At 72.4% G+C, this 24,647-nt stretch carries 23 protein-coding genes; 5 read left to right on the plus strand and 18 right to left on the minus strand.

Annotated elements, in window-relative coordinates; translation table 11 throughout:
• Positions 1 to 41: 41 nt before the first annotated feature.
• The 3 genes from LWP59_RS19110 to LWP59_RS19120 are packed head-to-tail and all read left to right on the plus strand — an operon-like array spanning position 42 to position 3,209.
• The gene (locus LWP59_RS19110) at positions 42 to 1,955 is read left to right on the plus strand and encodes a S9 family peptidase (protein WP_144639662.1); all 1,914 of its coding nucleotides are present in this window, start codon (positions 42 to 44) and stop codon (positions 1,953 to 1,955) included.
• Positions 1,952 to 2,824, plus strand: a complete 873-nt coding sequence (locus LWP59_RS19115; RefSeq protein ID WP_144639664.1) for a S66 peptidase family protein — start codon at positions 1,952 to 1,954, stop codon at positions 2,822 to 2,824. Before LWP59_RS19110 ends, LWP59_RS19115 begins: the two co-directional genes overlap by 4 nt.
• Positions 2,814 to 3,209: a TIGR03668 family PPOX class F420-dependent oxidoreductase gene (locus LWP59_RS19120; RefSeq protein ID WP_144639666.1), complete on the plus strand. Its 396-nt coding sequence runs from the start codon at positions 2,814 to 2,816 to the stop codon at positions 3,207 to 3,209. Before LWP59_RS19115 ends, LWP59_RS19120 begins: the two co-directional genes overlap by 11 nt.
• Here the strand turns inward: LWP59_RS19120 and mptB are convergent.
• The 7 genes from mptB to LWP59_RS19155 form a co-directional block, all read right to left on the minus strand.
• A complete protein-coding gene (gene mptB / locus LWP59_RS19125; protein WP_144639668.1) occupies positions 3,201 to 4,799 on the minus strand; it encodes a polyprenol phosphomannose-dependent alpha 1,6 mannosyltransferase MptB in 1,599 nt (532 codons plus the stop codon). The genes LWP59_RS19120 and mptB overlap by 9 nt on opposite strands.
• Before the next feature lie 14 nt (positions 4,800 to 4,813).
• On the minus strand, positions 4,814 to 6,451 hold the full coding sequence (locus LWP59_RS19130) for an ATP-binding cassette domain-containing protein (RefSeq protein WP_144639670.1): 1,638 nt from the start codon (positions 6,449 to 6,451) through the stop codon (positions 4,814 to 4,816).
• Positions 6,448 to 7,338 (minus strand): ABC transporter permease, encoded by an 891-nt coding sequence (locus LWP59_RS19135; RefSeq protein WP_144639672.1) that lies wholly within the window; start codon positions 7,336 to 7,338, stop codon positions 6,448 to 6,450. Before LWP59_RS19135 ends, LWP59_RS19130 begins: the two co-directional genes overlap by 4 nt.
• Positions 7,335 to 8,357, minus strand: a complete 1,023-nt coding sequence (locus LWP59_RS19140; RefSeq protein WP_144639674.1) for an ABC transporter permease — start codon at positions 8,355 to 8,357, stop codon at positions 7,335 to 7,337. Before LWP59_RS19140 ends, LWP59_RS19135 begins: the two co-directional genes overlap by 4 nt.
• A 5-nt stretch (positions 8,358 to 8,362) precedes the next feature.
• On the minus strand, positions 8,363 to 10,156 hold the full coding sequence (locus LWP59_RS19145; RefSeq protein WP_144639676.1) for an ABC transporter substrate-binding protein: 1,794 nt from the start codon (positions 10,154 to 10,156) through the stop codon (positions 8,363 to 8,365).
• 154 nt (positions 10,157 to 10,310) lie between these two features.
• Positions 10,311 to 11,285 carry a YVTN family beta-propeller repeat protein gene (locus tag LWP59_RS19150; protein WP_144639678.1) on the minus strand — a complete coding sequence of 325 codons (975 nt, stop codon included), beginning with the start codon at positions 11,283 to 11,285 and terminating at the stop codon, positions 10,311 to 10,313.
• Between the two features lie 194 nt (positions 11,286 to 11,479).
• On the minus strand, positions 11,480 to 12,349 hold the full coding sequence (locus LWP59_RS19155; RefSeq protein ID WP_186383288.1) for a helix-turn-helix domain-containing protein: 870 nt from the start codon (positions 12,347 to 12,349) through the stop codon (positions 11,480 to 11,482).
• Positions 12,350 to 12,518: 169 nt separating this feature from the next.
• Here LWP59_RS19155 and LWP59_RS19160 point away from each other — a divergent pair, with 169 nt between their 5' ends.
• Positions 12,519 to 13,574 (plus strand): NAD(P)-dependent alcohol dehydrogenase, encoded by a 1,056-nt coding sequence (locus tag LWP59_RS19160; RefSeq protein WP_229857531.1) that lies wholly within the window; start codon positions 12,519 to 12,521, stop codon positions 13,572 to 13,574.
• A gap of 9 nt (positions 13,575 to 13,583) precedes the next feature.
• Here LWP59_RS19160 and LWP59_RS19165 read toward each other — a convergent pair whose 3' ends face one another.
• From LWP59_RS19165 to LWP59_RS19180, 4 genes are all read right to left on the minus strand, one after another.
• Complete coding sequence (locus tag LWP59_RS19165; RefSeq protein WP_144645918.1) at positions 13,584 to 14,357, minus strand: hypothetical protein; 774 nt, start codon at positions 14,355 to 14,357, stop codon at positions 13,584 to 13,586.
• A 121-nt stretch (positions 14,358 to 14,478) separates the two neighbouring features.
• The gene (locus LWP59_RS19170) at positions 14,479 to 15,495 is read right to left on the minus strand and encodes a polysaccharide deacetylase family protein (RefSeq protein WP_186383638.1); all 1,017 of its coding nucleotides are present in this window, start codon (positions 15,493 to 15,495) and stop codon (positions 14,479 to 14,481) included.
• A 66-nt stretch (positions 15,496 to 15,561) separates the two neighbouring features.
• A complete protein-coding gene (locus LWP59_RS19175) occupies positions 15,562 to 16,122 on the minus strand; it encodes a MurR/RpiR family transcriptional regulator (protein WP_229857530.1) in 561 nt (186 codons plus the stop codon).
• A complete protein-coding gene (locus tag LWP59_RS19180) occupies positions 16,068 to 16,430 on the minus strand; it encodes a MurR/RpiR family transcriptional regulator (protein ID WP_229857528.1) in 363 nt (120 codons plus the stop codon). Before LWP59_RS19180 ends, LWP59_RS19175 begins: the two co-directional genes overlap by 55 nt.
• Before the next feature lie 151 nt (positions 16,431 to 16,581).
• Here LWP59_RS19180 and LWP59_RS19185 point away from each other — a divergent pair, with 151 nt between their 5' ends.
• Positions 16,582 to 17,280 (plus strand): maleate cis-trans isomerase family protein, encoded by a 699-nt coding sequence (locus tag LWP59_RS19185; RefSeq protein WP_229857526.1) that lies wholly within the window; start codon positions 16,582 to 16,584, stop codon positions 17,278 to 17,280.
• A 3-nt stretch (positions 17,281 to 17,283) separates the two neighbouring features.
• On the opposite strand, the gene LWP59_RS19190 is transcribed toward LWP59_RS19185, so the two are convergent.
• The 7 genes from LWP59_RS19190 to LWP59_RS19220 are packed head-to-tail and all read right to left on the minus strand — an operon-like array spanning position 17,284 to position 24,480.
• Positions 17,284 to 18,063, minus strand: a complete 780-nt coding sequence (locus LWP59_RS19190; protein WP_144645914.1) for a class I SAM-dependent methyltransferase — start codon at positions 18,061 to 18,063, stop codon at positions 17,284 to 17,286.
• Entirely contained in the window at positions 18,060 to 18,911 is an 852-nt protein-coding gene (locus LWP59_RS19195) for a sulfotransferase domain-containing protein (protein ID WP_144645912.1), read from the minus strand. Before LWP59_RS19195 ends, LWP59_RS19190 begins: the two co-directional genes overlap by 4 nt.
• The gene (locus LWP59_RS19200) at positions 18,908 to 20,257 is read right to left on the minus strand and encodes an MFS transporter (RefSeq protein WP_144645910.1); all 1,350 of its coding nucleotides are present in this window, start codon (positions 20,255 to 20,257) and stop codon (positions 18,908 to 18,910) included. The genes LWP59_RS19195 and LWP59_RS19200 overlap by 4 nt, the downstream gene beginning before the upstream one ends.
• Complete coding sequence (locus LWP59_RS19205) at positions 20,254 to 20,994, minus strand: phosphocholine cytidylyltransferase family protein (RefSeq protein ID WP_144645908.1); 741 nt, start codon at positions 20,992 to 20,994, stop codon at positions 20,254 to 20,256. The genes LWP59_RS19200 and LWP59_RS19205 overlap by 4 nt, the downstream gene beginning before the upstream one ends.
• Positions 20,982 to 21,593, minus strand: coding sequence for a gamma-glutamyl-gamma-aminobutyrate hydrolase family protein (locus LWP59_RS19210; RefSeq protein ID WP_144645906.1), 612 nt, complete (start codon positions 21,591 to 21,593; stop codon positions 20,982 to 20,984). Before LWP59_RS19210 ends, LWP59_RS19205 begins: the two co-directional genes overlap by 13 nt.
• Complete coding sequence (locus tag LWP59_RS19215; RefSeq protein ID WP_144645904.1) at positions 21,590 to 22,099, minus strand: adenylyl-sulfate kinase; 510 nt, start codon at positions 22,097 to 22,099, stop codon at positions 21,590 to 21,592. The genes LWP59_RS19210 and LWP59_RS19215 overlap by 4 nt, the downstream gene beginning before the upstream one ends.
• The gene (locus LWP59_RS19220) at positions 22,096 to 24,480 is read right to left on the minus strand and encodes a PEP-utilizing enzyme (protein WP_144645902.1); all 2,385 of its coding nucleotides are present in this window, start codon (positions 24,478 to 24,480) and stop codon (positions 22,096 to 22,098) included. Before LWP59_RS19220 ends, LWP59_RS19215 begins: the two co-directional genes overlap by 4 nt.
• Between the last annotated feature and the right edge of the window lie 167 nt (positions 24,481 to 24,647).

Here is a 24,647-nt window from a genome sequence, read left to right on the forward strand (position 1 = left end):
GCCCGCCGGGTCGGCGTGGCGGCGCCGGTTACAGTGCAGCGGTGCCCCGAATCTCACCGTACGGAACCTGGACCTCGCCGATCAGCGCCGCGGACGTCGCGGCCGCGGGAGGCGGCGCGCAGTGGCTCGACGTGGTCGACGGCGAGGCGTGGTGGGCGGAGGCCAGACCCGCGGAGGGCGGGCGGCTCGCGCTGGTCCGGGCCGACGGCACGGAGATGTTGCCCGCACCGTGGAACGCGCGGAACCGGGTGCACGAGTACGGGGGCCGCCCCTGGCTGGTGATCGGCCGCTCGCTCTACTTCACGCACTGGGACGACCAGCGCGTGTACGTGCGGGATCTGGACAGCGGGGACGTTTCGCCGGTCACTCCGGAACCTGGGGTGCGCCAAGGGGTTCGCTACGGCGACCTGCGCCGGGGCACGAGTGGCGAGGTGTGGGCCGTCCGGGAGACGAGCACCGGACCGCGGCGCACCGACATCCGCCGCGACCTCGTCGCGTTCGCGCACAGCGAAATCCGGTCGCTGGCCGCGAGCCACCACTTCCTCACCGCGCCCCAGCTGTCGCCGGACGGACGGCACGCCGCGTGGCTCGGCTGGGACCACCCCGCGATGCCCTGGGACGAGACGGAACTCTGCGTCGCCGAGGTGCGGCTCGACGGTTCCTTCGGCCCGCACCGGGTGCTCGCCGGAGGAGCGGGCGTGTCGGTGTGCCAGCTGGAGTGGGAGTCGCCGTCGGCGCTGCTCGCGCTGGCCGACCCCGAGGGCTGGTGGAACCTGCACCGGATCACCCTCGACGGCACGAGCACCGCGCTCGCGCCGGCCGGGAAGGAGCTCGGCGGCGCGTTGTGGAAGATCGGCTCCCGGTGGTTCACCCCGCTCGGCGAGGGCCGCTACGCCGTGCTGGACTCCGGGCGGCTCGCGGTGCTCGACGAGCACGCCCGCACCGTCACCGGGGTCGCGCCGGAGCTGACGGAGTGGGCGGCTGCGCTCGCCCCCTACGGCGACGGGGTCGCCGGGATCGCCTCGGGCCCGGACCGGGAAAGCGCTGTCGTGCGCGTGGACTTCGCCTCGGGTGAGGTGACGCCGGTCGTCACGAGCGCCGAGGTGCCCCCGGCCGCGTACCTGCCGGTGCCGCAGGAGCGGGTCTTTCCCGGCCCGGACGGGGAGCGCATCCACGCCTACCTGTACCCGCCCGCCAACGCCGACTTCGCCGGGCCCGACGGGGAGCTGCCGCCCTACGTGGTGCACGTCCACGGCGGCCCCACCGGCCGCAACTACCCCACCCTCGACATGGACTTCGCGTACTTCACCAGCCGCGGCATCGGTGTCGTGGCCGTCAACTACGGCGGCTCCACCGGGTACGGGCGCGCGTACCGGGAGCGGCTGCGCGAGGAGTGGGGCGTGGTGGACGTGCGCGACTGCGTGGTGGTGGCGCGCGCGCTCGTGGCCGAGGGTCTCGCCGATCCGGCGCGCCTGGCGATCCGCGGCGGCAGCGCGGGCGGGTTCACCTCCGCGGCCGCGATGACCATGGACCGCACCTTCGGCGCGGGCACGGTGAAGTACCCGATCCTGGACCTGGCCGGCTGGACCGGTGAGGGCGGCGAGACGCACGACTTCGAGTCCCGCTACCTCGACGGCCTGATCGGGCCGATGCCGCGCGCCCGGGAACGCTACGTCGAGCGCTCGCCGCTCACGCACGCGCACGCCCTCGCCGGGCCGGTGCTGTTCCTGCAGGGCCTCGACGACCAGATCTGCCCGCCGGACCAGGCCGATCGGTTCGTGAAGTCGTTGCGCGGCAAGGGAATCCCGTACGCGTACCTGACCTTCGACGGCGAGCAGCACGGGTTCCGCAAGGCGGCGACGATGATCACCGCGCTGGAGGCCGAGCTGTCCTTCTACGGCCAGGTCTTCGGCTTCGACACCCCCGGGGTGCCGAAGCTGGAGCTACAGCGGTGAACGCCGGGGACACCGTCGCCCTCGTCACCCCCGCCGGGCCGGTCGCGCCGGAGCTGCTCGACCGGGCGACCGCGGCGCTGGAGGGCTGGGGCCTGACGGTCAAACGGTTCGCGACGGCCGGGAACCGGCACCCGGCCTTCCGCTACCTCGCCGACACCGACGAGCAGCGCGCCGCGGACTTCCAGACCGCGTGGCTCGATCCCGCGGTGTCCGCGGTGATCTCCGCCCGCGGCGGCTACGGGACCCAGCGGATGCTCGACCTGCTGGACTGGGACGCCCTGCGCGCCGCGGGGCCGAAGCTGTTCACCGGCTCCAGCGACGTCACCGCACTGCACCAGGCCATCGCGGCGCACCTGGGGTGGGCGACGGTGTTCTCGCCCATGCCCGGCGGCACGCTGTGGGACGACGTGTCCGCGGCGCACCTGCACCGCGTGCTGTTCGACCCCGGCTCGCCGGTGGTCGTCCGCGCGCCGGAGGCGCTGGTGCCGGGCTCTGCCGAGGGCGTCACCACCGGCGGGAACCTCAGCCTCCTCGCGTCGAGCGTCGGCACCCCCGAGCACCGTCCGGTCGAGCTCGCGATCGCGATCCTCGAGGACGTGACCGAGCACGCCTACCGCCTCGACCGGATGCTGACCCAGCTGCTGCGCAGCGGCTGGTTCGCCCGCGTCACCGGCATCGTGCTCGGCTCCTGGACCGGCTGTGGCAACCTGGAGGTCGTGCGGTCGGTGATGCTGGACCGGCTCGCGCCGCTCGGCGTGCCGATCCTGTGGGAGGCCGGGTTCGGGCACCTGCCCGGCTCGGTCACGATCCCGCTCGGCGTGCCGGCGACCATCGACGGCCTCACGATGACCTGCGCCCATGGAGGCTGAGGCCCGCTTCGCCGCCGCCCGGGTCGCGCGGCTCGCCACCGCGGACGCGGCCGGCGTGCCGCACCTGGTGCCGGTGACCTTCGCGCTCGACGACGGCGCGATCGTGTTCGCGGTCGACCACAAACCCAAGCGCAGCACCGACCTGCGGCGGCTGCGCAACATCGCGGCCAACCCGGCGGTCAGCTTTCTCGCCGACGGCTACGACGAGGACTGGTCACGACTGTGGTGGGTCCGCGCGGACGGCACCGCGCGCGTCCTCGGCTCCGACCCCGCCGCCATCGAGGCGCTGCGGGCGAAGTACCCGCAGTACCGCGAGCGCCCGCCGGAAGGCCCGGTGGTGCGCACGGAGGTCACCGCGTGGCGCGGTTGGTCCGCGTCAGCTTGACGGGACCTGGCCGCCCTCGGACACCGGCGCGGCCGGCTGAGCCGTCTGCCGGCGCCAGGCGCCGATCAGGCCCAGCGGGTCCGGGCGCAGCAGCGACGCGGCGGCGTACACGCCGAACGCGATCGTCAGCGCGACGAACCACCAGTCGTAGAGCGCCTGCTCGCCCGTCGGGTAGTAGGCCATCACCAGGAACACCGCCACCCCGACGACGATCGCCAGGTGCCTGCGGCGCCACGGGAACGCGGCCGCCACGACGAAGCCCCAGGTCAGGTACCAGGGCAGCGTCGGCGGGGCGAGGATCGCGGTGGCCAGCAGCGTCATCGACATCCGGAAGACGGCCTCGTTGCCGCCGAAGCGCGCCTTCCACCACTGCCGGACCCCGAACACACCGAGCGTCAGCACCGCGAGCGCGCGGGCCACCGTGACGAACGGCGACTCCGGCACGTTGATCACCAGGTGCACCAGGGTATAGAAGAGCTGGCCGACACCCGTCGGGAAGTTCACCCAGTTGGTGACCAGCGTCGGCGCCTGCAGGCCGGCGACCCAGCCGAGGTTGAACGACCCGAGCGAGACCCAGGTGCCGAGGACGAACACGACCGCGAAGATGCCGACCGAGATCGCCCCCGCCTTGAGGAAGTTGCGCAGCCGGCTGTCGCCGGGCAGGTGGTTGGCCCACACCCAGACCAGGAACGGCAGCGCGACCGCCGCGGTCGGCTTGATCAGCATGCCGAGCGTGACCAGCGCGATCGCGAGCGCGTGCTTGCGCTCCAGCGCGGCGAGCACGCCGACGGTGAGGAAGCCCAGCATCAGCAGGTCGTTGTGCGGGCCGCCGACGAGGTGGATCACGGTCATCGGGCTGGCCACCGCGAGCCACAGCGTGATCGGCAGCTTGCCGCCGAGGTGGCGCACCAGCCGCGGCAGCGCCCAGACCATCGCGCCGAGGCCCACCAGCAGCACCAGCCGCGTGACGATCACCCCGGCGATCACGTTGTCACCGGTCAGCGCGACGACGCCCTTGGCGACCAGCAGGAACAGCGGCCCGTAGGGCGCGGGGGTGGTCTGCCACACCGGGTGCACGTTCTGCACGACGTCGGGCAGGATCTCCAGCTCGGCCGGGCCGTGCGCGTACGGGTCGAGCCCGTGCAGCAGCTGCGCGCCCTGGCCGAGGTAGGAGAACACGTCGCGGGTGAACAGCGGCGGCGAGATGATCAGCGGGCCCATCCAGCAGGCCGCGGCGATCAGGATCGGCCTGCTGCCGATCCGCCCGGCGAGCATGTAGCGGCCCAGCCGCACCCACGCCCACACCACGAGCCCGAACCCGGCGTAGAGCACGGCGTTGGCGAGCATCCGGCCGTGGCCGTAGCGCACCCAGGACAGCGGGCCCGTGCCGATCACGGGGTCGCGGATCAGGATGCCGCCCGCGCCGAGCGCGCCGAGCAGCAGCAGGACACTGCCGATGGTCCCCATCGAGATGGTCCGATAGGGGAAGCGGGAAGGCACGCGGACTACCACCGGGTGCGCCCCGGCGGGCGCCCCGGCGTCCTGGCCCAGCGAGGGGACGTCCGGCGCGGGATCAGTAGTGGTCGCCATTTCGTCTTGGGAGATTACACACCGCGCCGGGACGGATTCGCGGCGGCGGCGGATTGCACGCCGCCGGGCAGTGCCGCCAGCAGTGACCGCGTGTAGTCGTGGCGGGGTTCGAGCAGCACCTCCTCGACGGAGCCCACCTCGACCAGCTCGCCGCGGTACATCACCGCGACCCGGTCGGCGATGTTCCACGCCAGCCCGAGGTCGTGCGTGATGACCAGGCCGGCGAGGCCGAGCTCGCGGCGCAGCCGCAGCAGCAGCCCCAGGATCTCCCCGCGCACCGACGCGTCGAGCGAGGCGACCGGTTCGTCCGCCACGAGCACGCTGGGGCGCAGCGCGAGCGCCCCGGCGATGACCACGCGCTGGCGCTGGCCGCCGGACAGCTCATGCGGCAGCCGGGACAGGAACTGCTCCGCCGGGCGCAGTTCCGCGGCCTCCAGCGCCTCGGTGACGAGCTGCCGCTCGTCGCCGGGCAGGCCGTGGATGCGCGGCCCCTCGGCGACCGCCTCGTACACCGTGTGCCGCGGGTTGAGCGCGCTCGTCGGGTCCTGCAGCACCAGCTGCACCTGGCGGCGGTAGGCCTTGAGACCGCGTGCCGTCGGCGGCGTGCCCTCGAACAGGATTTCGCCCGAGGTCGGCTTCTGCAGGCCCAGCAGCGTGCGGGCCAGCGTCGTCTTGCCCGAACCGGACTGGCCGACCAGCGCGACGATCTCGTTGCGGTGCACCCGCAGGTCCACGCCCGCGACCGCGTCGATGTCGCCGAAGGAGACCCGCAGGTTCCGGGCTTCGAGCAGGACTTCGCGTTCGGGTGGGGTCTCGGGCTCCGGCGGCAGCGGTGTGCTCGTCGCCGGGGCGAAGCGGGACGTCGGGTCCCCGACCGTGGGGAACGCCGCGGCGAGCGCGCGGGTGTGCGCGTGCTTCGGGGCGGCCATCAACTCCTTGCCCGGGCCCTGCTCGACCACCTCGCCCTGGTACATCACGGCGATGCGGGCGCAGGTCGCGGCGAGCACGGACAGGTCGTGGCTGATCATCACCAGGCCAAGGCGCTGCTCGGCGACCAGGCGGCTCATCAGCTCGAGCACCTGCGCCTGCACGATGACGTCCAGCGCCGTGGTCGGCTCGTCGGCGATGATCAGGTGCGGCCGGCAGGCCAGCGCCATCGCGATCATCACCCGCTGCTTCTGCCCGCCCGAGAGCTCGTGCGGGTACGCCCCCGACCGCGACACCGGCAGGTCCACCTGCTCGAGCAGTTCCGCGACCCGCGCGTTGACCTCGGCGTCGGTCGGCGGCTTCGGCGCGTGCAGCCGGATCGGCTCGGCGATCTGCGCGCCGACGCGGCGGACGGGGTTGAGCGCGTGCATCGCGCCCTGGAACACGATCGACGCCTCCGCCCAGCGCACGGCGCGCAGCCGGCCCCAGCGCATGGTCGCGACGTCCTCGCCGTCGAGCAGGATCTCCCCGCTGACCCTGGCCGACTTCGGCAGCAGCCGCAGCACGCTCATCGCGACCGTCGACTTGCCCGAGCCGGACTCCCCCGCGATCCCGAGGGTGTCGCCGGGCTCCAGCCGCAGGTTCACGTCGCGGACGGCCTCGACCTCGCCGCCGCCGGTGCGGTAGGTGACGCCGAGGTTCTTCAGCTCCAGCAGGGGACTCACGAGCGCTGTCCCTTCAGCCGGGGGTTCACGACGGTCTCCAGCGCGCGGCCGACGAGGGTGAAGCACAGCACGATCACCACGATCGCGAGGCCGGGCGGCAGCAGGTACCACCAGGCGCCGCCGGTCACCGCGCCCGAGGACAGCGCGCGCTGCAGCATCGAGCCCCAGGACACCGCGCTCGGGTCGCCGAGGCCGAGGAACGACAGCGTGGACTCGGCGATGATCGAGTTGCCGACCACGAGCGTGGTGTTGGCGAGCACCAGCGGCAGCACGCCGGGCAGCACGTGCTTGCCGACGATGTGCAGGTGGCCGCCGCCGAGCGCCTTGGCGCGCTCGATGTAGGGCCTGCTCTCGATCGTCATGGTCTGTGCTCGCACCAGCCGCGCGGTGGTGGGCCAGGAGGTGACCCCGACGGCGAGGATGATCGTCGCGATGCCCTGCGGCAGCACCGTCGAGAGCGCGATCGCCAGCACCAGCGAGGGCAGCACGAGGAAGAAGTCGGTGAAGCGCAGCAGCACCGCGGCGACCCAGCGGCCGAAGTGCCCGGCCGCGATGCCCACGATCGTGCCGATGAGCACCGACAGGATGGTCGCGGAGAACCCGACCAGCAGCGACACCCGCGCGCCCCACAGCGTCAGCAGCAGCACCGAGCGGCCGTCGACGTCGGTGCCGAGCAGGAACTGCCCGGTCGGCGCCTGCAGCGGGCGGCCGGGGGCGTCGGTGACGTCGAGCCCGGCGGGGTCGGTGATCACCGGCGCCAGCACCGCGAGCACGACGATGACCGCGAGGACGCCGAGCCCGGCCAGGCCGCCGCGGTTGCGCGCGAACTCGCGCCACACCCCGCTGACCGCGGCGCGGCGGCGCTGCCAGACGATCGCCGCGGTCACCGGGCACGCACCCGCGGGTCGAGCACCCGGTAGAGCACCTCGGCGATCAGGTTCATCACGATGACCGAGCCGGCCAGCACTATGAAGACTCCTTGCAGCAGCGGCAGGTCCGGCACCCGCAGCGCCTCGTAGGTGAGCAGGCCCAGCCCGGGCCAGGAGAACACCGTCTCCACGGTGACGGTGCCCGAGACGACCATGCCGAACTGCAGGAACACCAGCGTCACCGTCGGCAGCAACGCGTTCGGCACCGCGTGCCGGCGGCGCACCAGGTCGTCCCGCAGGCCCTTCGCGCGTGCGGTCGTCAGGTACTCCGCGTCCATCTCCCCGAGCAGCGACGAGCGCATCACCAGCATGTACTGGGCGTAGAGCACGGCCAGCAGCGTCACGCAGGGCAGCACCAGGTGGTAGGCGATCGTGGCCGTCTGGTCGAAGAACCCGGGCCCGGCGTCCGGCGAGCGCATCCCGCCGCTGGGGAAGAGCCCGTGCGTGGCGATCAGCAGCAGCAGGCCGAGCCAGAACTGCGGCACCGACCACAGGGTCAGCGCGATCCCGGTGTGGGCGCGGTCGAACCCGCTGCCGCGGCGCCACGCCGCGCGCACCCCGAGCCACAGGCCGAGCGCGACCGCCAGCACCGTCGCCGTGCCGACCAGCAGCAGCGTGGGCCAGAACCGTTCGGCGATCAGATCGGCCACCGGCCGGTTGTAGCCGAACGACGTGCCGAGGTCGCCGTGCAGCAGGCCGCCCACGTAGTCCAGGAACTGCTGGTACAGCGGCTTGTCCACGCCGAGCCGGACCCGCAGCTGCGCGAGCTGCTCCGGGCTGGTCGGCCGGTCCCTGGTCAGGGTCGCGACGGGGTCGCCGGGGATCATCCGGAACAGCAGGAACCCCAGTGCCACGACGAGCAGCAGGCTGGTGACCGCCGCACCGAGCTTGCCCAGCACGAACCGGGCGATGCCGCCGGTGCCGCCGCGCCGCTCGTCGGGGTCGGTCAGCTCGGCACTGGCGAGCGCTTGAGTCACGGCGCCTACTCCTGGTCGTCGGCGGTCTTCTTCCGCCGCGCCACCGTCACCCCGCCGATCGCGACCACGACGACCACCGCGGCCCCGATCCCGATCCAGGCCCCCGCGGGCAGCCCGCCGCCGCCGCTGCCGCCCTCGGCCGGGGTCGCGCCGTAGAAGCTCCAGTAGCCGCTCTGCTCCATGATGTTGCCGTCGTTCGCCGGCTGCTTCGGGAAGCTCGAGAACCGGTCGGAGCGGTAGGCCTCCAGCGGGTTGTCGTAGTCGATGACGAGGCTGGGCACCTGGTCGTAGTAGCGGGCCTGCGCCTGCTTGACCAGGTCCGCCCGCTTGTCCGGGTCCAGCTCGGTGCTCTCCTGCTGGTAGAGCGCGTCGAACTGCGGGTCGCAGAAGAACGAGGCGCTGCTGCTGCTGCCCGAGCTCGCGGGCAGGGCGGCGCAGGTCTGCTTGGCGAGGGTGTAGTCGGGGTCGGGGCTGGTGCCCCAGCCGGAGAACGCGAGGTCGTAGGTGCCGGCGTTGGTCCGGTCGTCCACCTCGTTGTCCGAGACCAGCTGCTTGGTGACCTTGATGCCGACGGCGCCGAGCCAGCTGACCACGTAGTCGGCCGCGCGCAGGGAGAAGTCCTCGCTCGCCTTGCCGAGCAGCCGCAGCTCCAGCGGCTTGCCGTCCGGCCCGACCCGGGTGCCGTCCGCGCCCTTCGGGTAGCCCGCGGCGTCGAGGGCGGCGTTGGCCGCGGCCGGGTCGAACTTGTAGCGCTGCGCGTCGCTGGGGTCCCAGTGGTAGCGCGGGTAGGAGGTGGGCAGCAGGCCGCCGCCGAGCTGGCCGTAGCCGCCGAGGACCTTGTCGATGAGGGTCTGCGAGTCGATCGCCTGTGCGATGGCCTTGCGGACGCGGACGTCCCTGAGCGCCGCGTTGCCGTCGCCGATGGGCCGGCGGTCGGCGTTCTGCGCGCCCGGGTTCATCAGCAGCTCGCGGTAGCGGCGCCCGTTCGCCTTGTTGGTGGCGATGCCCGACTTCCCGGTCAGCGCGTCGAACTGGGTCGGGGTGAGCCGGTTGACCAGGTCGACCTCGTTGTTCTGCAAGGCGTTCACCGCGGCGTCGGCGTTCTTGTAGCTGATGAACTGCAGCTCGTCGTACTTGGCCTTGCCGCGCCAGTAGTCCGGGTTCGCCTTCAGTCGCACCAGCTCGTTCGGCCGGTACTCGGTGATCAGGAACGGGCCGTCGCCCACGCCCACCACGGGCACGGTGTCGGTCTTGGCGTCCTCCATGTCGCCGATGCCCGCCCAGACGTGCTCGGGCACGATCGGCACGTCGATCGCGGTCATGCTGGCCTGCGGCGCCTTGGTCCGGATGACCAGCGTCTGGTCGTCGGGCGCGGTGACGCTCGCGAAGTTCTCGACGTAGGTGCCGTTGGCCTCCTGCGCCTTCTTGTCCGTCATGATCCGGTTGAGGGTGAACGCCGCGTCCTTCGCGGTCACCGGCTGCCCGTCGGACCACTTGACGCCCTGGCGGATGGTGTAGGTCCAGGTCAGCTTGTCGTCGGAGGTCTTCCACGAGGTGGCCAGGCCCGGGCTCGGCGTGTTGTCCTCGGCGGAGGGCAGCGTGAGGAACTCCCAGGTCATCCGGCCGATCATCGTGCTCGACGCGAACGAGGCGAGGAACGGGTTGAGGTGGTCGACCTCCTGCACCAGCGCCACCCGCAGCACCTTGCCGCCCTCCTGCGCCTGTGCCGCCGGCGCGAAGGGCCCCGCCACGAGCACCGCCGCGAGCACCGCGGCGCCCGCACGCCACCGCCTGAACATGGTCGACCGCACCTGGTTCCCACCTCTCCGCTGATTCCCCAAGGCGGAAAAGTAACCACATAGGCGCGTATCAGCGCAATATCCACCGCGCACAGTGGGTCGTGATCGTTACGGCGAGGTCTGGACCAGCAGCTCGTCCACGCCGGGCGAACCCTCAGCCCGGCGAGACGACGACGCCCTCCGGCTGGTCGCCGACGGGAACGGTGGCGCTGACCGTGCCGGCGGAAACGTCGAGCACCGCCAGGCTGTCGCTGCCGGTCTCGGTCACGTAGACGTAGCTGTCGTCCGGCGCGGCCGCGATCCCCTCGGGCTGGTCGCCCACCGGAACCGTGCTCGCGACGCCGGTGTCGCCGGGATCGATCCGCGACACGGTGTCCGCGCCGCTGTTCGTGACGTACACCGCGCCGTTGCCGGTCACGGCGACGCCGATCGGCGCGGTACCCACGGGAATCGTCGCGAGGACGAGCCCGGTGCGGGTGCTGACGACCGACACGGTGTTGCTGCCGGTGTTGGCCACGTACGCCCGGCCGCGGGCGGTGACCGCGATGCCGGCCGGGAACCGGCCGACCGGGATGGTCCCGGTGACCCGGTTCGTGGCGGTGTCGATGACGGTGACGGCGTCGGCCCCGTTGTCGCTGACGAGGAGCGTCTGCCCGTCGGGGCTCAAGGCGGGGGTGTGCGGGAACTTCCCGACCGGGATGGTCGCCACCGGGGCGTTGGTGGCGGTGTCGATGACGGTCACCGTGCCGTCGCTGAAGTTGGCGACGTAGACCCGGTCCGCACCGGCCGCGATGCCGAACGGGTGCGAGCCGACCGGCACGGTCGCCACCACGCGATGGTCGTTCGCGTCGAGCACCGACACGGTGCCCGAGAGCTCGTTGGAGACGTACACGTGGTCGCCGTCGGGAGCCACCGCGATGCCCACCGGCGCGGTCTGCACCGGGATGTCGGCGAGCAGCTGCGTGGTGCGGGTGTCGTAGACGGTGAGGTTGCGCGATCCGGTGTTGGCGACGAAGACCTTGATCCGGGGCGGATAGGCCAGCGCCGCCGGTCCGCCGGCGAACACCAGGGCCGCCGCGAGCAGGATCGCGGCCATCGCGACAGGAACCGGCCGTGGCCACGCGCGCATGATGGGACTCCAATTCTGCGAAAAGTTTTTCGGCGAGCGCCGAATACGACACCGGAACGATAGTTTCGGAGAACGAACCGTGCAGGGCCAATACCCGCTCGGGTGTCGATCATGGCGGCACAACGGGTGATCATGGCGCGATCGAGTGTCCACAACGGACTGAGTGCGAACGGGAATCGCGTTCGGAAACGGGCTCAGGCCGACGGTTCCTGGTGCGGTTCGGCCGTGGGGACGGCGGTCCAGCTGGCGAGCAGGCGCAGTTTCTCCTCCGCGGGAGAGCCGCGGTCGGCGCTGTAGATGACGACGTTCTGCCCGTCGTCGCCGGCCGGGGCCAGCGTCTCGTACCGCAGGGTCAGCTCCCCCACGGCCTCATTGAAGAACAGCTTGGTGCCGTGGCCGTGCTCGTAGAGGTCGTAGGCCGACCAGTGGCGCGCGAACTCCGGCGAAGCGACCACCATCTCCCCCACCAGCTGCGCCAGCAGCGGGTCGGCCTGCCGCTCGGCCGTGATGTGGCGAAGAGCGGCGGCGACGTGCCCGGCGACGAGCTCCCACTGTGGGTGCACGACCTTCGCGCGCGGGTTGAGGAACGTCCAGCGCACGATGTTGCGGTCCGCGATCGGCATCGCGCCGAAGTCGTCGAGGAGGACCTTCGCGGCCGCGTTCGCGGCGAGCACGTCGTACCGCGGGCCGTAGACCAGCGCCGGGGCCGGGTCGAGCGCGTGGATCATCGCCACCAGCTGCGGCCGCGCCTTGACGGGGTCCGAACGCCCGGCCCGGCGGCGGCCCGCGTTCCAGACGAGCGCCCGCAGGTGCAGGCACTCCAGCTCGTCGAGCCGAAGCGCGCGCTCGACGGCGGAGAGCACCTCGTCGGAGATCATCCCGACGCGTCCCTGCTCCAGCTTCGTGTAGTACGCGACGCTGACCCCCGCCAGCGCGGCGACCTCCTCACGGCGCAGGCCGGGTACCCGCCGTCCCGCGTGCGTCACCGGCAGGCCCGCCCGGGCCGGATCGATGGCTGCGCGTCGCGAGACCAGGAAGTCCCGTAGGGCGTTGTCGCCGGTCATATCCCTGTTATACCCAGCCAGGGGTGTCCGCGCCGCCGCGAAGGTGACCCTGTCAGTAGCAGGAAGCGGGGTATCACGTTCCGCCTTGCGGAACACCCGGCGCCGGTGGTGCTGTGGAGTCCGGATCCGCAGGCAGGCCGTTCCTGCCGTAGCCAGCAAGGAGTTCTTCGTGCCCTTCACTGTTCCCGCCCTCGCCGCGGCCGGCCCGCAGGCGCCGCTGGAGTCCACGACCATCGAGCGCCGGGACCCGCGCCCGCACGACGTCGTGATCGACATCGCGTACACCGGCATCTGCCACACCGACCTGGCACTGCTGCGCAACCACTGGCGGGAGGGCATCTTCCCGATGGTGCCAGGGCACGAGATCACCGGGACGGTCGCGGCCTCCGGCTCCGCGGTCACCAGGCACTCGGCCGGCGACCGGGTCGGCGTGGGCTGTTACGTCGACTCCTGCCGTGAATGCGAGAACTGTCTCGCCGGGGAGCCCCAGCACTGCCGCCGCGGCGAGGTGATCACCTTCGGCAGTCGCGACTACGACGGCGAGCTCACCTACGGCGGCTACAGCACCAGGATCGTGGTGGACGAGAACTACGTCGTGCGGATCCCCGACGGCCTGCCGCTGGATGCCGCCGCGCCCCTGCTGTGCGGCGGCATCACCATGTACAACCCGCTGCGCCGCTGGCACGCCGGTCCGGGGAAGAAGGTGGCCATCGTCGGGCTGGGCGGGCTGGGACACCTCGGGGTCAAGCTCGCGCACGCGCTCGGCGCCGAGGTCACGGTGCTCGGCCGCAGCACGGCCAAGCGGGAGGACAGCTTGTGCTTCGGGGCCGATCACTACGTGAGCACCGCGGAGCCCGGAGGCTTGCAGGACCTGGCGAGTGCCTTCGACCTGATCGTCAGCACCGCCGCGGCCGATGTGGACGTCGAGGCCTACCTCGGTCTGCTGCGCCTCGACGGGGTGCTGGTCCTCGCCGGGGTCGGCACCGAGCCGATCAGCCTGCACGGCGGCCTGCTCAACCAGGGACGCCGCGTCGTCACCTCGACCAAGAACGGCAGCATCGCGCAGACCCAGGAGATGCTCGACTTCTGTGCCGGCCACGGCATCGTCGCCGAGATCGAGAAGATCACGGCAGCCCAGACGGACAAGGCGCTCGACCGCCTGCACAACGGCGACGTGCGCTACCGGTTCGTCATCGACGCCTCGACCTTCCCCGCGCAGGCCTGACGTCCGTCGTCACGAGCGCCGGCGAGCACGCTGCCGTGGCGGCGCCGGCGCCTCGAAACCGAACTCCAGCACCGCCTGCGGGGTGGCCTGGCCGCCGAGCACGCCGCGCAGCTCGGGCCGGGCCTTCTGGACCGTCTCCGCGCGCAGCAGCAGGACCGCCCGCGCGCCCTGCACGTTGCTGGTGAGCAGCACCCGCTGCAGCGCCCGCCCGGCCTGCAGCTGCCCGCGCGTGGTGTCGGTGTAGGAGTTCAGCACCGCGACGAGGCCGCCGCAACCCTTGGCACCGCCGGAAAGCCAGCCCGCCTCGGTGAGCCGGTGCTCGAGCAGACCGACCTCGGCCGGCGGCTCCAGCAGGACCAGCTCGCCCTCCTCGCGGGCGGCGGCGCGCACGAGCGCCATCCGCACGCCCAGCGGCACCAGGCCGTCGGGAAGCGGGCCACGGTGCTCCTGCAGCACCGGGATCGCGCGCGCCAGGGCCCGCTCCTGGGAGCTGGGCGTGCAGGTCGCGCGGATCCACACCACTGCGGCCAGCTCGGGCCGGGTGCGGTCGGGCAGCAGGTCCACGGTCGCGGCGTGGCCGGTGGCCCGCAGCGCCAGCTGCATGTTCAGCACCGCGGCGCCGCAGGCGGCGAGCGCCTCCCGGTCACCGTCCTCGAGCAGGACGTCGATCCGCCCGTGCCCGGCCTCCAGCCGGCACGGCGACCGGCCGCCGGGGAACGGCACCCGGGTCGCGGCGGCGAGTGCCGAAGCGACGTGCTCGGGTTCCGACAAGGTTCTGGTCATCGGGAATGCTCCAAGCAGGGGAAGAGCTGTGGTTACACGATGTCGCTCGTCGGCGGTGGCAAACAGAGCACGGCGTCCCCGCCCACTGGGCCTTTGTACTCTCTCCCGTGCGTGGCCGCTGTCAATAGGGGTTCACCCGATTCAGGTACGCGGTGGCGACGGTGGTCCCGTCCGCGCGGGGGAAGGACACGCGGGCCGGGTCGCCGTCGGAGGTGTAGCGCTCGCCGGGATCGGCCGAGAGCTTGTCGAGCCACGTGGTGGATCCGTACTCCGCTTCCTCCCCCGTGGCAGCCTCCGAGCGGATGCGCGGGATGGCGAGAGGGTCGAATTTCGCCGAGAACGGTGACGGGGACGGGTTCGCGCCGACGAGGAACGCGCCCCGGTAGTCGTAGCCGGGACCTTTGAGCGTGAGGTCCTCCTGCCGCGGGTGGATGCCGAAGGGCAGGGCGATCGTGGTCGGCGCCGCGTCCGGCACCGCGGCCCGGATCTGCCGGTCGCAGCCGGCGATCTCCGCCTGCGCCTCGTCCGCCGAGTCCTGGCGCAGGTTCGCGTGGGTCTTCGTGTGGTTGCCGATGTCGAAGCCGTGGGCGTGCAGCCACGGCAGGGTCCGGCGCCCGCCCGGGTCGCCGAACGGGTCCTGGTTGACGTACAGGGTGGCCACCGGCCGGAAGCCCGGGTGCGCGCGGGCGACGTCGAGCAGGATTCCCACGGCCGACGTCGCGGCCGGATTTCCGTCCGGGGTCAGGGAGAACTGGCTCGGGTCGCCGTCGTCGAAGGTCAGCACGACCGGGTGGGTGCCGGCCGGGATGTCGATCGTGCCCGCGGTGAACTCGGCCGCGGTCACCGGCACGTAGTCCTCGCGCACGAGCCGCTCCAGCTCGGCGCGGAAGTCGGCGGGCGTGCGCTCGTACACCGACTTCGGGTTGTCGACGATGCGGTGGTACATCAGCACCGGCACCAGGCCGAGCTCGTTCGCCTTGGTCTCGGCGGGCGAGGGCGCGGGCGGGGCTGTCGTCGCCGCCCGCAGCGGCGCGAAGGACGACCACGGCTGCTCATCCTTGGTGGCAGCGGGCGTCCCGCCGCTGCAGGCGGTCAGCACGGCGAGGGCGGCGACGAGCGGAACGAGCTTGATCTTCACACTTCGACCGTGCGGGCGCGGCGGGCGTCCCGCAATCGCTGCAGCCCACGATCGGCTGAACCCGGCTCAGAAACGGTGCTCGGCGAGGATGCCGGCGAGCACCTGCCGGGCGGTTTCGGAGCGGTCGCGGTCGGCGAGCAGGAGGCTGACGTACAGCGCGTCGAGCACCACCAGGTGCGCGAGCCTGCTGGTCATCGCCTCGACCCGGTACCGCGTCTCCAGCCCGCCCGCGACGAGCTTCGCGTGCGCGACCTCGGTCAGCGGTGAGGTGCTGAAACTGGTCACGGCCACGACCGAGGCGCCGGCCTCGTGCGCGGTGCGCGCCGCGTGCACGGTCTCGCGGGTGGAACCGGTGTGGCTGACCGCGATCACGACGTCGCCGGGCCGCAGCAGGCCCGCGCGCACGTGCTGCACGTGCACGTCGAGCGGCGCCTCGGCCAGGATGCCCAGTGACAGCAGGCGGTACGCCGCGTCCTGGGCGAGCGGGGCGCTCGTGCCGACGCCGAGCACTAGGACCCGGTCGGCGCCATGCAGGAGCGCCACGGCCCGGTCCAGCTCGGCGGGATCGACGCTCACCGGCGCGCGCCGCAGGGCGTCACCGCTGCCGGCGGCGAGCTTCGCGAGCACGTCGGCGGGCGGTCCCCGTCGACGATGTGTTCCGGGGAGTGCTCCCCCACCAACGGCGCGAGATCCTGTGACAGCGCGATCTTCGCGTCCTGGAAGCCCTTGAAGCCGAGGCTCTGGCACGCGCGCACCACGGTGCCCACCCCGGTCCCGGCCGCGGCGGCGATCTCGCTCACCGACATCCGGACCACGTCGGAGCCGCGTTCCAGCAGCACCTGCGCGGCCCTGGCCTCGCTCGGCGGCAGCGCGCTCAGCGCCGCCCTGGCCCGCTCCGCCACGACACCCGGCACCCGGCCCGTCTCGATGGTCACCACGATCTCCCCTGCACCCGGCGAGCACGACGATACGGGATGAACGGCAGCTGGCCGTTCGCCCAGGACACGGTGCCGAGGCTCGCCGTCGGGGAGGCGACCCACTAGGATGTGGTTTGTGAAACGCGTTGTCCGCGGACCGGAACCGCAGGTGAGCGTCGGGATAGTGGCGCCGTACGACTTCAACCGCGACCGGGAGCTGTGGCGCTGGGTGCCGGAGAGCGTTTCCCTGTTCATCTCGCGCACCGCCGAGGTCTCCGGTGCGGACAACCTGGGCACCGTGTCGGCCCTCGGCGAGGCGTCCTACGTCGCGCGCCCCACCCGGGAGGTCTGCGCGGTCGGTGCGCAGGTCGTCGTCTACGCGTGCACCTCGTGCAGCTTCGTCGGCGGCGCTCGCGGCGAAGCGGCGCTGCGCCAGGCGATGCTCGACCACGGCGCACCGCAGGCGCTGACGACGAGCGGCGCTGCGGTCGACGCCCTGCGCGCGGTCAAGGCGGGGCGGGTCGCGACCGTGCACCCCTACGAGGAGCCGGTGGGGCGGCGGCTGCGCCGCTACCTCGGCGACGCCGGCTTCGACGTCGTCGCGAACACGGCGCTGGGGCTCCCGGTGCGTGACGTGCTGTCGGCCTCGTACGACCAGGTCGCCGACCTCGTCCGCGCCGGCGACCGCCCGGAGGCCGACGCGTTGTTCGTCAGCTGCACCGCGCTGCCCAGCTACGACCTGATCGCGCCCCTGGAGGAAGAGCTGGGCAAGCCCATCGTCACCGCCAACCAGGCCACGGTCTGGGCGGCGCTGCGCGCGATCGGCCTCTCGGCGACGGGCGAAGGGCAGACGCTGCTCGGGCTGTGAGCGTTACTCCCGTCGCACTGCCCACGCACGCGTGAGGTACGTCGTTTCGACGGTCTCGTGCTCGGCGAGGCGGTCCTTCGCGTAGCCGAGGAACCGGGCGAACAGCTCCTCGCCGAGCTGCGCCGGGACGTCGTTGGCCGACTCCCACAGCCCGAGGTAGCGCGCCACGGACTGCCGCACCACGTGGCGGCCTTCGAGGTACACCAACTCCCCGAACCCCGTCGCCGAGGCCAGCCTGCCGGACAGGCTCGCGGTGAAGTCCGAACGGCCCGAGGACACCCGCCGCAGATCCGGCTTGAGGCGGGTGATCTCCTGCTCGATGTCGTGCAGGAGCGGGTTCGCGCTGACGTCGCGCGGGTTCCACAGCGCGACGAACCACCCGCCCGGCCGCAGGACGCGGTGGAACTCACGCAGGCCCGCGTCGAAGCCGACCCAGTGGAACGAGGACGCCATGGTCAGCAGGTCGGCCGAGCCCGCTTCGAGCCCGGTGGCCTCACCGCTGCCCGCGCGCCAGGCGATCGGGAGGTTCCGCGAATCGGCGATCCCGTGGGCGCGCATCGAGTCGTTCGGCTCCACCGCGGTCAGCGATCGCGGTGCCCGTTCCGCCAGCAGGCGGCTCCAGATTCCGGTGCCGGCGCCGACGTCGGCGACATCGAGAGTCTCCGGCGGGGCCGCGCAGAGCCCGAAGATCGCGTCCCGTACCGGGAGCGCGTAGCCCTCGCGGTAGCGCGAGTAGCTCTCCGCCAGGTCGGTGAAGTCACCGTGCACCAGCACATCGGTCATGGGGAGGTTTCCTTTCCGGGGTGAAGGTCGTAGCCGAAGCGCGCGGCCAGCGACGCGATGTTGTCGCGGTGGAAGTGCGCGAGCGTCGCGGGCGTCATCCATTCCCGCCATTCGCCGGGCGTGCCCCGGCGCAGGATGCCCGCGCCGGTGCCGCCCCGGTCCCGCTCGTGCCGGCGCATCGCATCGAAGCTGCTGTCGCGCACGGCCTGTTCGATCTGCTCCTCGCCGGCGGTGAGCCCGAAGGCGTGCAGCCCTTCCCGCAGGGCGCCGACCGGTTCCTTCTTGAGCCGTTCGAAGCTCGTCACGGCGTGCGGGACGGCTGGGTCGTCCAGCCAGGTTCCGTAGAAGTCCACCCAGTCGTCGATCCGGTCGACACCCGTCGGGCCGGGGCGGCGGAGCCAGTCCTCGAACCCGTCGGCCAGCCGGTCCAGCGGGTCGCGCACGAACTCGGTGCGGAACCGGTACCACGAGTACAGCGCGTCCCGCGGGTCACGGACCAGGATCCACGCGCCCAGCAGTGGGCGGGCACGGTAGAAGCGTGGCGGGAGATGGCTCTTGACGAACCTCGGCCACCGCCGGGCGGGCGGGGTGTGCGCGGGCAGCCGGTCACGATAGTCCGCGTAGGCGGCGACCGGTGCGCTGGTGCCGGCCCCGGCCAGGGCTTCGGTGTACGGATCGGCGTAGTTGAGGCCTAGTTCCAGCAGGATGTTGCCGAGGAACGACTGGCCGGAGCTGCCGATGCTGGCGACGACGACGTCCTGCCGTCCGAGCCGCTCGATGTTGTCCTGGTACAGCGCGTTGTAGCGGTCCTGCAGCCCGTGCAGCAGGTAGTAGGTCTTCTCGGTCACGGCATGGCTCCCGTTCCGCGCCGGGCGAGCAGCAGCGGCACCACGCCACCCACCAACGCGATGACCGCGGACACGGCGAAGGCGAGCCGGTACCCGTCCGCCGCGGTCGCGCGCGTGGCCGCGGCGGTGGCGAGGGTGGCCACCACGATCGCGCCGGAAAGGTACTTCGCCGTCTCGTAGATGCCGTACACGCTGCCCTGGTCGCGCGGGTCCGCTTCGCTCCCGGCGGCCCCGTTGAACGCGATGGCCGAGACCGCCGCGCCCAGGCCGATCAGCACGAGGCCCGGCAGGAAATGGGTCGAATACCCACCGGTGACCGGGACCCGCACGAGCAACACCAGCCCGGCCACACAGGTCAGCTGCGCCCCCGCGACCACCACCGTCCAGCGCAGGCGCCGCAGCAGGAAACCGGCCACCGGGGAGCCCGCCAGCACGGCGACCCCGAGCGGGCCGAACGCCAGTCCCGCCTCGACCGGGCCGAAGCCCGCGGCCTGCTGCAGGAACAGCAGTCCCACGAACACCGTGCCGTCGTAGGCGAACACGAAGCCCGGCAGCCCGCCCACCGCCGCCCGCAGCGCGCGGTCGCGCAGCAACCGCACCGGCACCAGCGGTGCCGCGGTGCGCCGTTCCCGCAGCGCGAACCCCACGAGCGCCGCCGCGGCGAGCCCGAACGCGCTCAGCGTCTCCCGCCCGAGCGGACCGGCCCGCTCGACGTCGGTGATCGCGAGGACCAGCAGCGCCAGGCCTGCCACCGAGAGCCCGGCCGCCAGGAGGTCGGGCTCCGCGGGCGCCGCCGCCCGGGCCTCGTCGAGGACCTTCGCCGCGACCACGGCCGCGGCGGCCGCCACCGGCACGGTCAGCAGGAAGACGAACCGCCAGCCCAGGCCCTGGGTCACGAGGCCACCGGCGACCGCGACGGCGGCGAACACCCGGTTGCGCCGCTCGGCCGGGCGAAGCGCGCTGATGATCGCGAAGGAGTTCGGCACGGCGAAGGCGGCGCCGAACCCCTGCAGCGCGCGCCCGGCGAACATCGGCCACGGCGCCCAGGCGAACCCGGCGAGCAACAGCCCGGCGACGAACACCAGCAGGCCGGCGACCAGCGTCGTCTGCCGCCCGTACCGGTCGCCGCACCGCCCGCCGAACAACAGCATCCCGCCCAGCCCGACCGCGTACGCCGTGATCAGCCATTGCGCGTCCAGCCGGCGCATCCCCAGGCTGGCCTGGATCGAGGGCAGGGCGACCGTGACGACCAGCCCGTCGAACACCGCGACGAAGTTGGTGATCGACAGCATCGCCGCCACCAGCACCGTGCGCGGCGACCGGCTCGCAGTGAGCGGGGCCTTCATGACGGTGTCCCCGCGAACAACGCGCGGTCGACCCGACGCAGCACCGGCAGGCCGACCGCCAGGTCGTGGGCCGAGTCGAACTCGTGCCACGGGCCACGCACCGCGACCCCCTGGACCCGGGTGGCACCACCCCGGATCACCCGGGCGAGGACTCCGGTGGTGTCGCGCCGGCCGGTACCCGCCAGCTCGTCACGCAGCGCGCACCACCCGGACGGCTCGAGCTTCAGCAGACCCACGTACTGACCCTGCACCTCGTCGAGCGACGTGGGCCGCTCACCGATCCCGGTCACGGTGCCGTCCGCCGCGATCGCGAACGTCTCCGCGTCCGACAGCGGGTCCTCGAACCGCCGCGACCACTGCGCGTGCCAGTCGGGGTCGTAGGCGATCGCGATCGGTGCCCGGGCCGCCGCGAGCGCGGCGACGGTTTCGGTGGTGTAGACGATGTCGCCGTAGCTCACCAGCGTCGGACCGTCGGCGAGCCATTCCCCGGCGCAGGCGAGCGAGTCGAGCATCGAGGAGGTCGCCCAGTCCGGGTTGTGGAACCGCCGGACGGACCGGTGCTCGAACCGCTCCGCCTGCCAGCCGGTCACCACGGCCACTTCGGACGCCCGGCCGAGCGCGGCCAGCTGGCGCTCCAGCAACGTGCGACCGTCCACTTCGATCAGACACTTCGGACGGTCCGCGGTGCGCTCCCCCATCCGGGAGCCGCATCCCGCGGCGAGCACTACGGCACGCATGACACCTCACCGAAGATCCGGGTGAACAGGGCGACGTCCTCGGGATCGGCGGGGTCGGCGCGTTCGGGGTGCCACATGATCCCGGCGATCGGTTCGCTCCGGTGCACGATCGCCTCCACCACCGGGCCGCACCGGGCGGTGACGTCGAAGTGCGGCGGCCCGTCGAGCGCGGCCCACGTGTGGTAGCTGTTGACCCGGCGGCCGCCGTACGGCCCGGTCAGCACGTGCGTCTGTGCCACGTGGCCGGGCACCTGCCGCAACGAGCCGCCGAACAGGTCGACGATGAGCTGCATCCCCCGGCACACCCCGACGACCGGCCGGCCGTGCTCGAGCGCCAGCCGGAACAGCTGCCGCTCGAGGGCGTCGCGTTCGGGCACCGAACCCAGGTCGTCGCCGCCGGTGAGGACGAGCCCCCGGCAGCCGGTGCGGTGCAGTACCTCGACCGCGAGCGCCGAGTCCAGCGGCATCGGCACGGCGAGGAACCCGCATTCGCGCAGGAACCGTGGCCAGCGCACGTCCAGCGCCGTCCGCAGCTCGCCGTGCCCCGGGTCGCGCAGCACCCGCTGCGTCACCGCGAGCACGGGCGCGTCGCCGCTCACCAGAGCTTCCTGTCCGCGCAATGGGCGAACACGGCCGCGGCCGCGGCTTCGGCCGACACCGCGCCATGGTTGGCGATCGTCACGTCCGGCGTCAGCGGGAGCTCGGCCGCGAGGTCGACGCCGACGACGTCGGAACCCGCGCGGTAGACCCCTTTCGGGTCGCGTCGGCGCAGCTCCTCCAGGGGCACGTTCAGGAACACCTCGGCATACCCGGGAAGGTGCTTGCGATTCCAGTCGTGCACGCTGTGCTGCAGGGAGATCGTGGCGCAGACGACGACGTGCCCCTGCCGCGCGAGCAGCCGGCACAGCCGGCCGTAGGTGCCGGCCAGCTGCCGCCGGGTCTGCGCGGTGAACGTGTCCGACATCCGCAGGGACTCCCGCAGCTCGTCGCCGTCGAGCAGCACCGGGTCGATCCCCTCCTGGCGCAGCAGCCGGGCCAGTTCGCCGGCGACCCGTGACTTCCCGGCGCCGGACAGGCCGGTGATCCAGACGACCGCACCGCTCATGACACCCTCGATTCCCGGACTGCCGCCTCCCGCGCGTGGCCGGCGACGGTGACGGGCCGCACGGCCTTGGCCGCCGCGTCGACCTCGAGTGCGTCCGCGCCCAGCCAGTGCTGGAACTGGTTCTCGCCCACCCCGATCGCGGCGGGGATGCCGAGCTCCAGTGCGCGGATCGCCATGTGCGAGTTCGCTCCCCCGTACGCCGTCACCAGTCCCGCGATCCCCTTGGTGAACAGCCAGTCGTAGCCGGGGTCGGCCGCTCTGATCAGGGCGATCGCGCCGGTGGGGTCGTCGCCCGCGGCGATGTCGGCGACGCGCGCCGCGACCCGGGACTGAGTCACGAAGTTCGTCTCGCCGTGCATGGCGACGAACGAGGTGAGCTGTCCGGGCCCGCTCAGCACGGCGGGTGCGCACAGCGACTCGGTCAGGGCGTAGCGCTCGCGGCCGCGTTCGACCAGCTCGGCGATCCGGCGCCGCTCCGCCCAGCAGTCGCCGGTGAGGCTCGCGAGATCCCCGATCGCCGTGTGCGACATGTCGTCCACGGTGAACCCCAGCCGCTCGCCGCCGCGGCGCACCTCGAACAGGATCTCGCTGACGAGGCGGGAGAACTGGAGCTTGCCGTACTCCCGCGCGGCGATGCTGTCGGCGACGAACAGGAACAGCTGCCCGGGACTTCCGGGCAGCCCGTGCGAGGCGAGCAGCTTGCGCACCGCGCGCACCTGCGCCGGCCGTGGCCGGAACACCGGTGCGGGCGAGGGCGGGGACGCGGGCCGCGTCCAGTCGAAGTACCGGTCCGGGTCCTCGTCGTACCGGCTGGAGAGGATGTCGTAGGTGCCGGGCCGCAGGTGACCGTACCGCCGCAGGAAGCTCGCCCGGTCCAGTGTCGCGAAGTCGCGCTGCAGTGCGGTGCCCACGGTGTTGGCGCTGCCGAGCAGCGTGTCGGCGTCCGCCGGGGTCAGGACGTCCAGTTCGACGAGACCGCGCACGAGCGCGGTTGCGGCGAACGCGGCCCGGGCGGCACCGGCGAAGGGCAACGTGCCGTGCCGGCGGCACTGGTCGAGCAGCGCGCTGAGACGCCGGGGCGAGAACGCGGCCGGCCGCACGATGGTGCGCGCGGCGAGCCGGTCGATCGCCTCGACGTCCCGGCGGAACGGGCCGTCGTCGCGCAGCATGCCACTGGTGACCTCTCGGAGACCGCGGACGAGGACTTCCGCCTCCCGTTCGTCGAGCACGCCTTCTTCACACAGCCGTTCCGCCCTTTGTGGAATGGTGAAGTCGTAAGAGGACAGTGCGATCGCGAACTCGATCTTGTCGTGCAGGTGCGGATTCTCGCGTAGCGTCCGGACGTAGTGGGTGACCAGTTTCCGCGCCGTCGCCTCGTCCACCGAGGCCGGCACGAAGGACGTGAAACTCGCCCTCGCGTCGATGTAGGCCAGGCCGTGCAGCTCGACGAGCAACGGTGTCGAACCCAGGTCCCGGTATCCGTAGCGCGCCCGCGAGTGCGCCCACACGTCGTCGGTGATGAGCTCCCGGTAGAGCGACAGCGCGAGCGGCCGGGGCCGCAGGCCGATCATCTCCGCCGGGTTCCAGTCCGGCATGACGCCGAGCACCGTTTCCGCACCGAGCGCGGGCGGGCTCTCGGTGAGCAGGGCGCGGACACGCCGGGCGCACTCGTCGACGGCCGCCCGGTGTCGTTGCGGCGGGATCGCCGGGCTGTCGGCGCCCGCGAGCGGCCTGATCTGGAACAGGACGAGGCCGCCGTCCGGGTCGACCCCGAACTCGAACTCGAAGGGGCGGCCACCGACGAGCCGCGCCAGCTCGTCGGTCAGCGCGGGGATGCCCGCGACCGCGGCCGAGGGCGGTACGACCTGGGCGCCGGGCAGGAAGTACCAGGTCTGCACGCAGGAGCGCCCGGAGGTGACCTCGCTGGTGTCGGTGCCGGGCGTCCAGTTGACGACCCGGTAAGGGCCGCCGCAGCTGGGTTCGCAGGACGAGACCACACCGCTCGCGAGCGCGTCGTGCAGCTGCGGCTGGACGAGTACCTGGTCTTCGGGATCACCGTCGAAGGACCGGATCACGGCGTCCACGGCGAGGCGGATCTCGTCGCGACCGTACACATCGGACACCGAGAGATAGCGGCCGGCGTTGGAGGACGTGGCCTGGTCCTCGTTCCGGCTGCTGCTGCGCACGATGAGCGCCCTGCGGGCCCATGGTCGCCCGCACACCCGCATGAGCACGGTCCGCGGATTTCGCTGCCATTCGGCGACGGTGAACGAATATTGCGGGAGAATGCTCGCGGTCCGCAACGACCCGGCGAGTCGCGCCAGCGTCTCGGCTTTCGTGCCGAACTCCAGAGGGAGCACGGCGGAAACAGAGCTGTGCATCGGCACTCCCTCACCAGGTCGGGTCGGCACGGGATTCCGGCAGGAAACTGATTCCGGTCCGACGAAATTACCTTGGAAGGCGGCCGTTTCGATGGGGGCGATCTTTGCTCTGCACACAAAGGGGGGTCTGCCGCGGTATTCCGCGGCAGACCCCCCTTATCCGATGC

It is taken from the genome of Amycolatopsis acidiphila, from assembly GCF_021391495.1.
Classification (GTDB): domain Bacteria; phylum Actinomycetota; class Actinomycetes; order Mycobacteriales; family Pseudonocardiaceae; genus Amycolatopsis_E; species Amycolatopsis_E acidiphila.

Coding starts and splice junctions, on each gene's coding strand:
- LWP59_RS19120 (WP_144639666.1), top strand. CDS start 2,814: ATGGAGGCTGAGGCCCGCTTCGCCGCCGCCCGGGTCGCGCGGCTCGCC.
- mptB (WP_144639668.1), bottom strand. CDS start 4,799: ATGGCGACCACTACTGATCCCGCGCCGGACGTCCCCTCGCTGGGCCAG.
- LWP59_RS19145 (WP_144639676.1), bottom strand. CDS start 10,156: ATGTTCAGGCGGTGGCGTGCGGGCGCCGCGGTGCTCGCGGCGGTGCTC.
- LWP59_RS19150 (WP_144639678.1), bottom strand. CDS start 11,285: ATGCGCGCGTGGCCACGGCCGGTTCCTGTCGCGATGGCCGCGATCCTG.
- LWP59_RS19155 (WP_186383288.1), bottom strand. CDS start 12,349: ATGACCGGCGACAACGCCCTACGGGACTTCCTGGTCTCGCGACGCGCA.
- LWP59_RS19165 (WP_144645918.1), bottom strand. CDS start 14,357: ATGACCAGAACCTTGTCGGAACCCGAGCACGTCGCTTCGGCACTCGCC.
- LWP59_RS19190 (WP_144645914.1), bottom strand. CDS start 18,063: ATGACCGATGTGCTGGTGCACGGTGACTTCACCGACCTGGCGGAGAGC.
- LWP59_RS19200 (WP_144645910.1), bottom strand. CDS start 20,257: ATGAAGGCCCCGCTCACTGCGAGCCGGTCGCCGCGCACGGTGCTGGTG.
- LWP59_RS19205 (WP_144645908.1), bottom strand. CDS start 20,994: ATGCGTGCCGTAGTGCTCGCCGCGGGATGCGGCTCCCGGATGGGGGAG.
- LWP59_RS19215 (WP_144645904.1), bottom strand. CDS start 22,099: ATGAGCGGTGCGGTCGTCTGGATCACCGGCCTGTCCGGCGCCGGGAAG.
- LWP59_RS19220 (WP_144645902.1), bottom strand. CDS start 24,480: ATGCACAGCTCTGTTTCCGCCGTGCTCCCTCTGGAGTTCGGCACGAAA.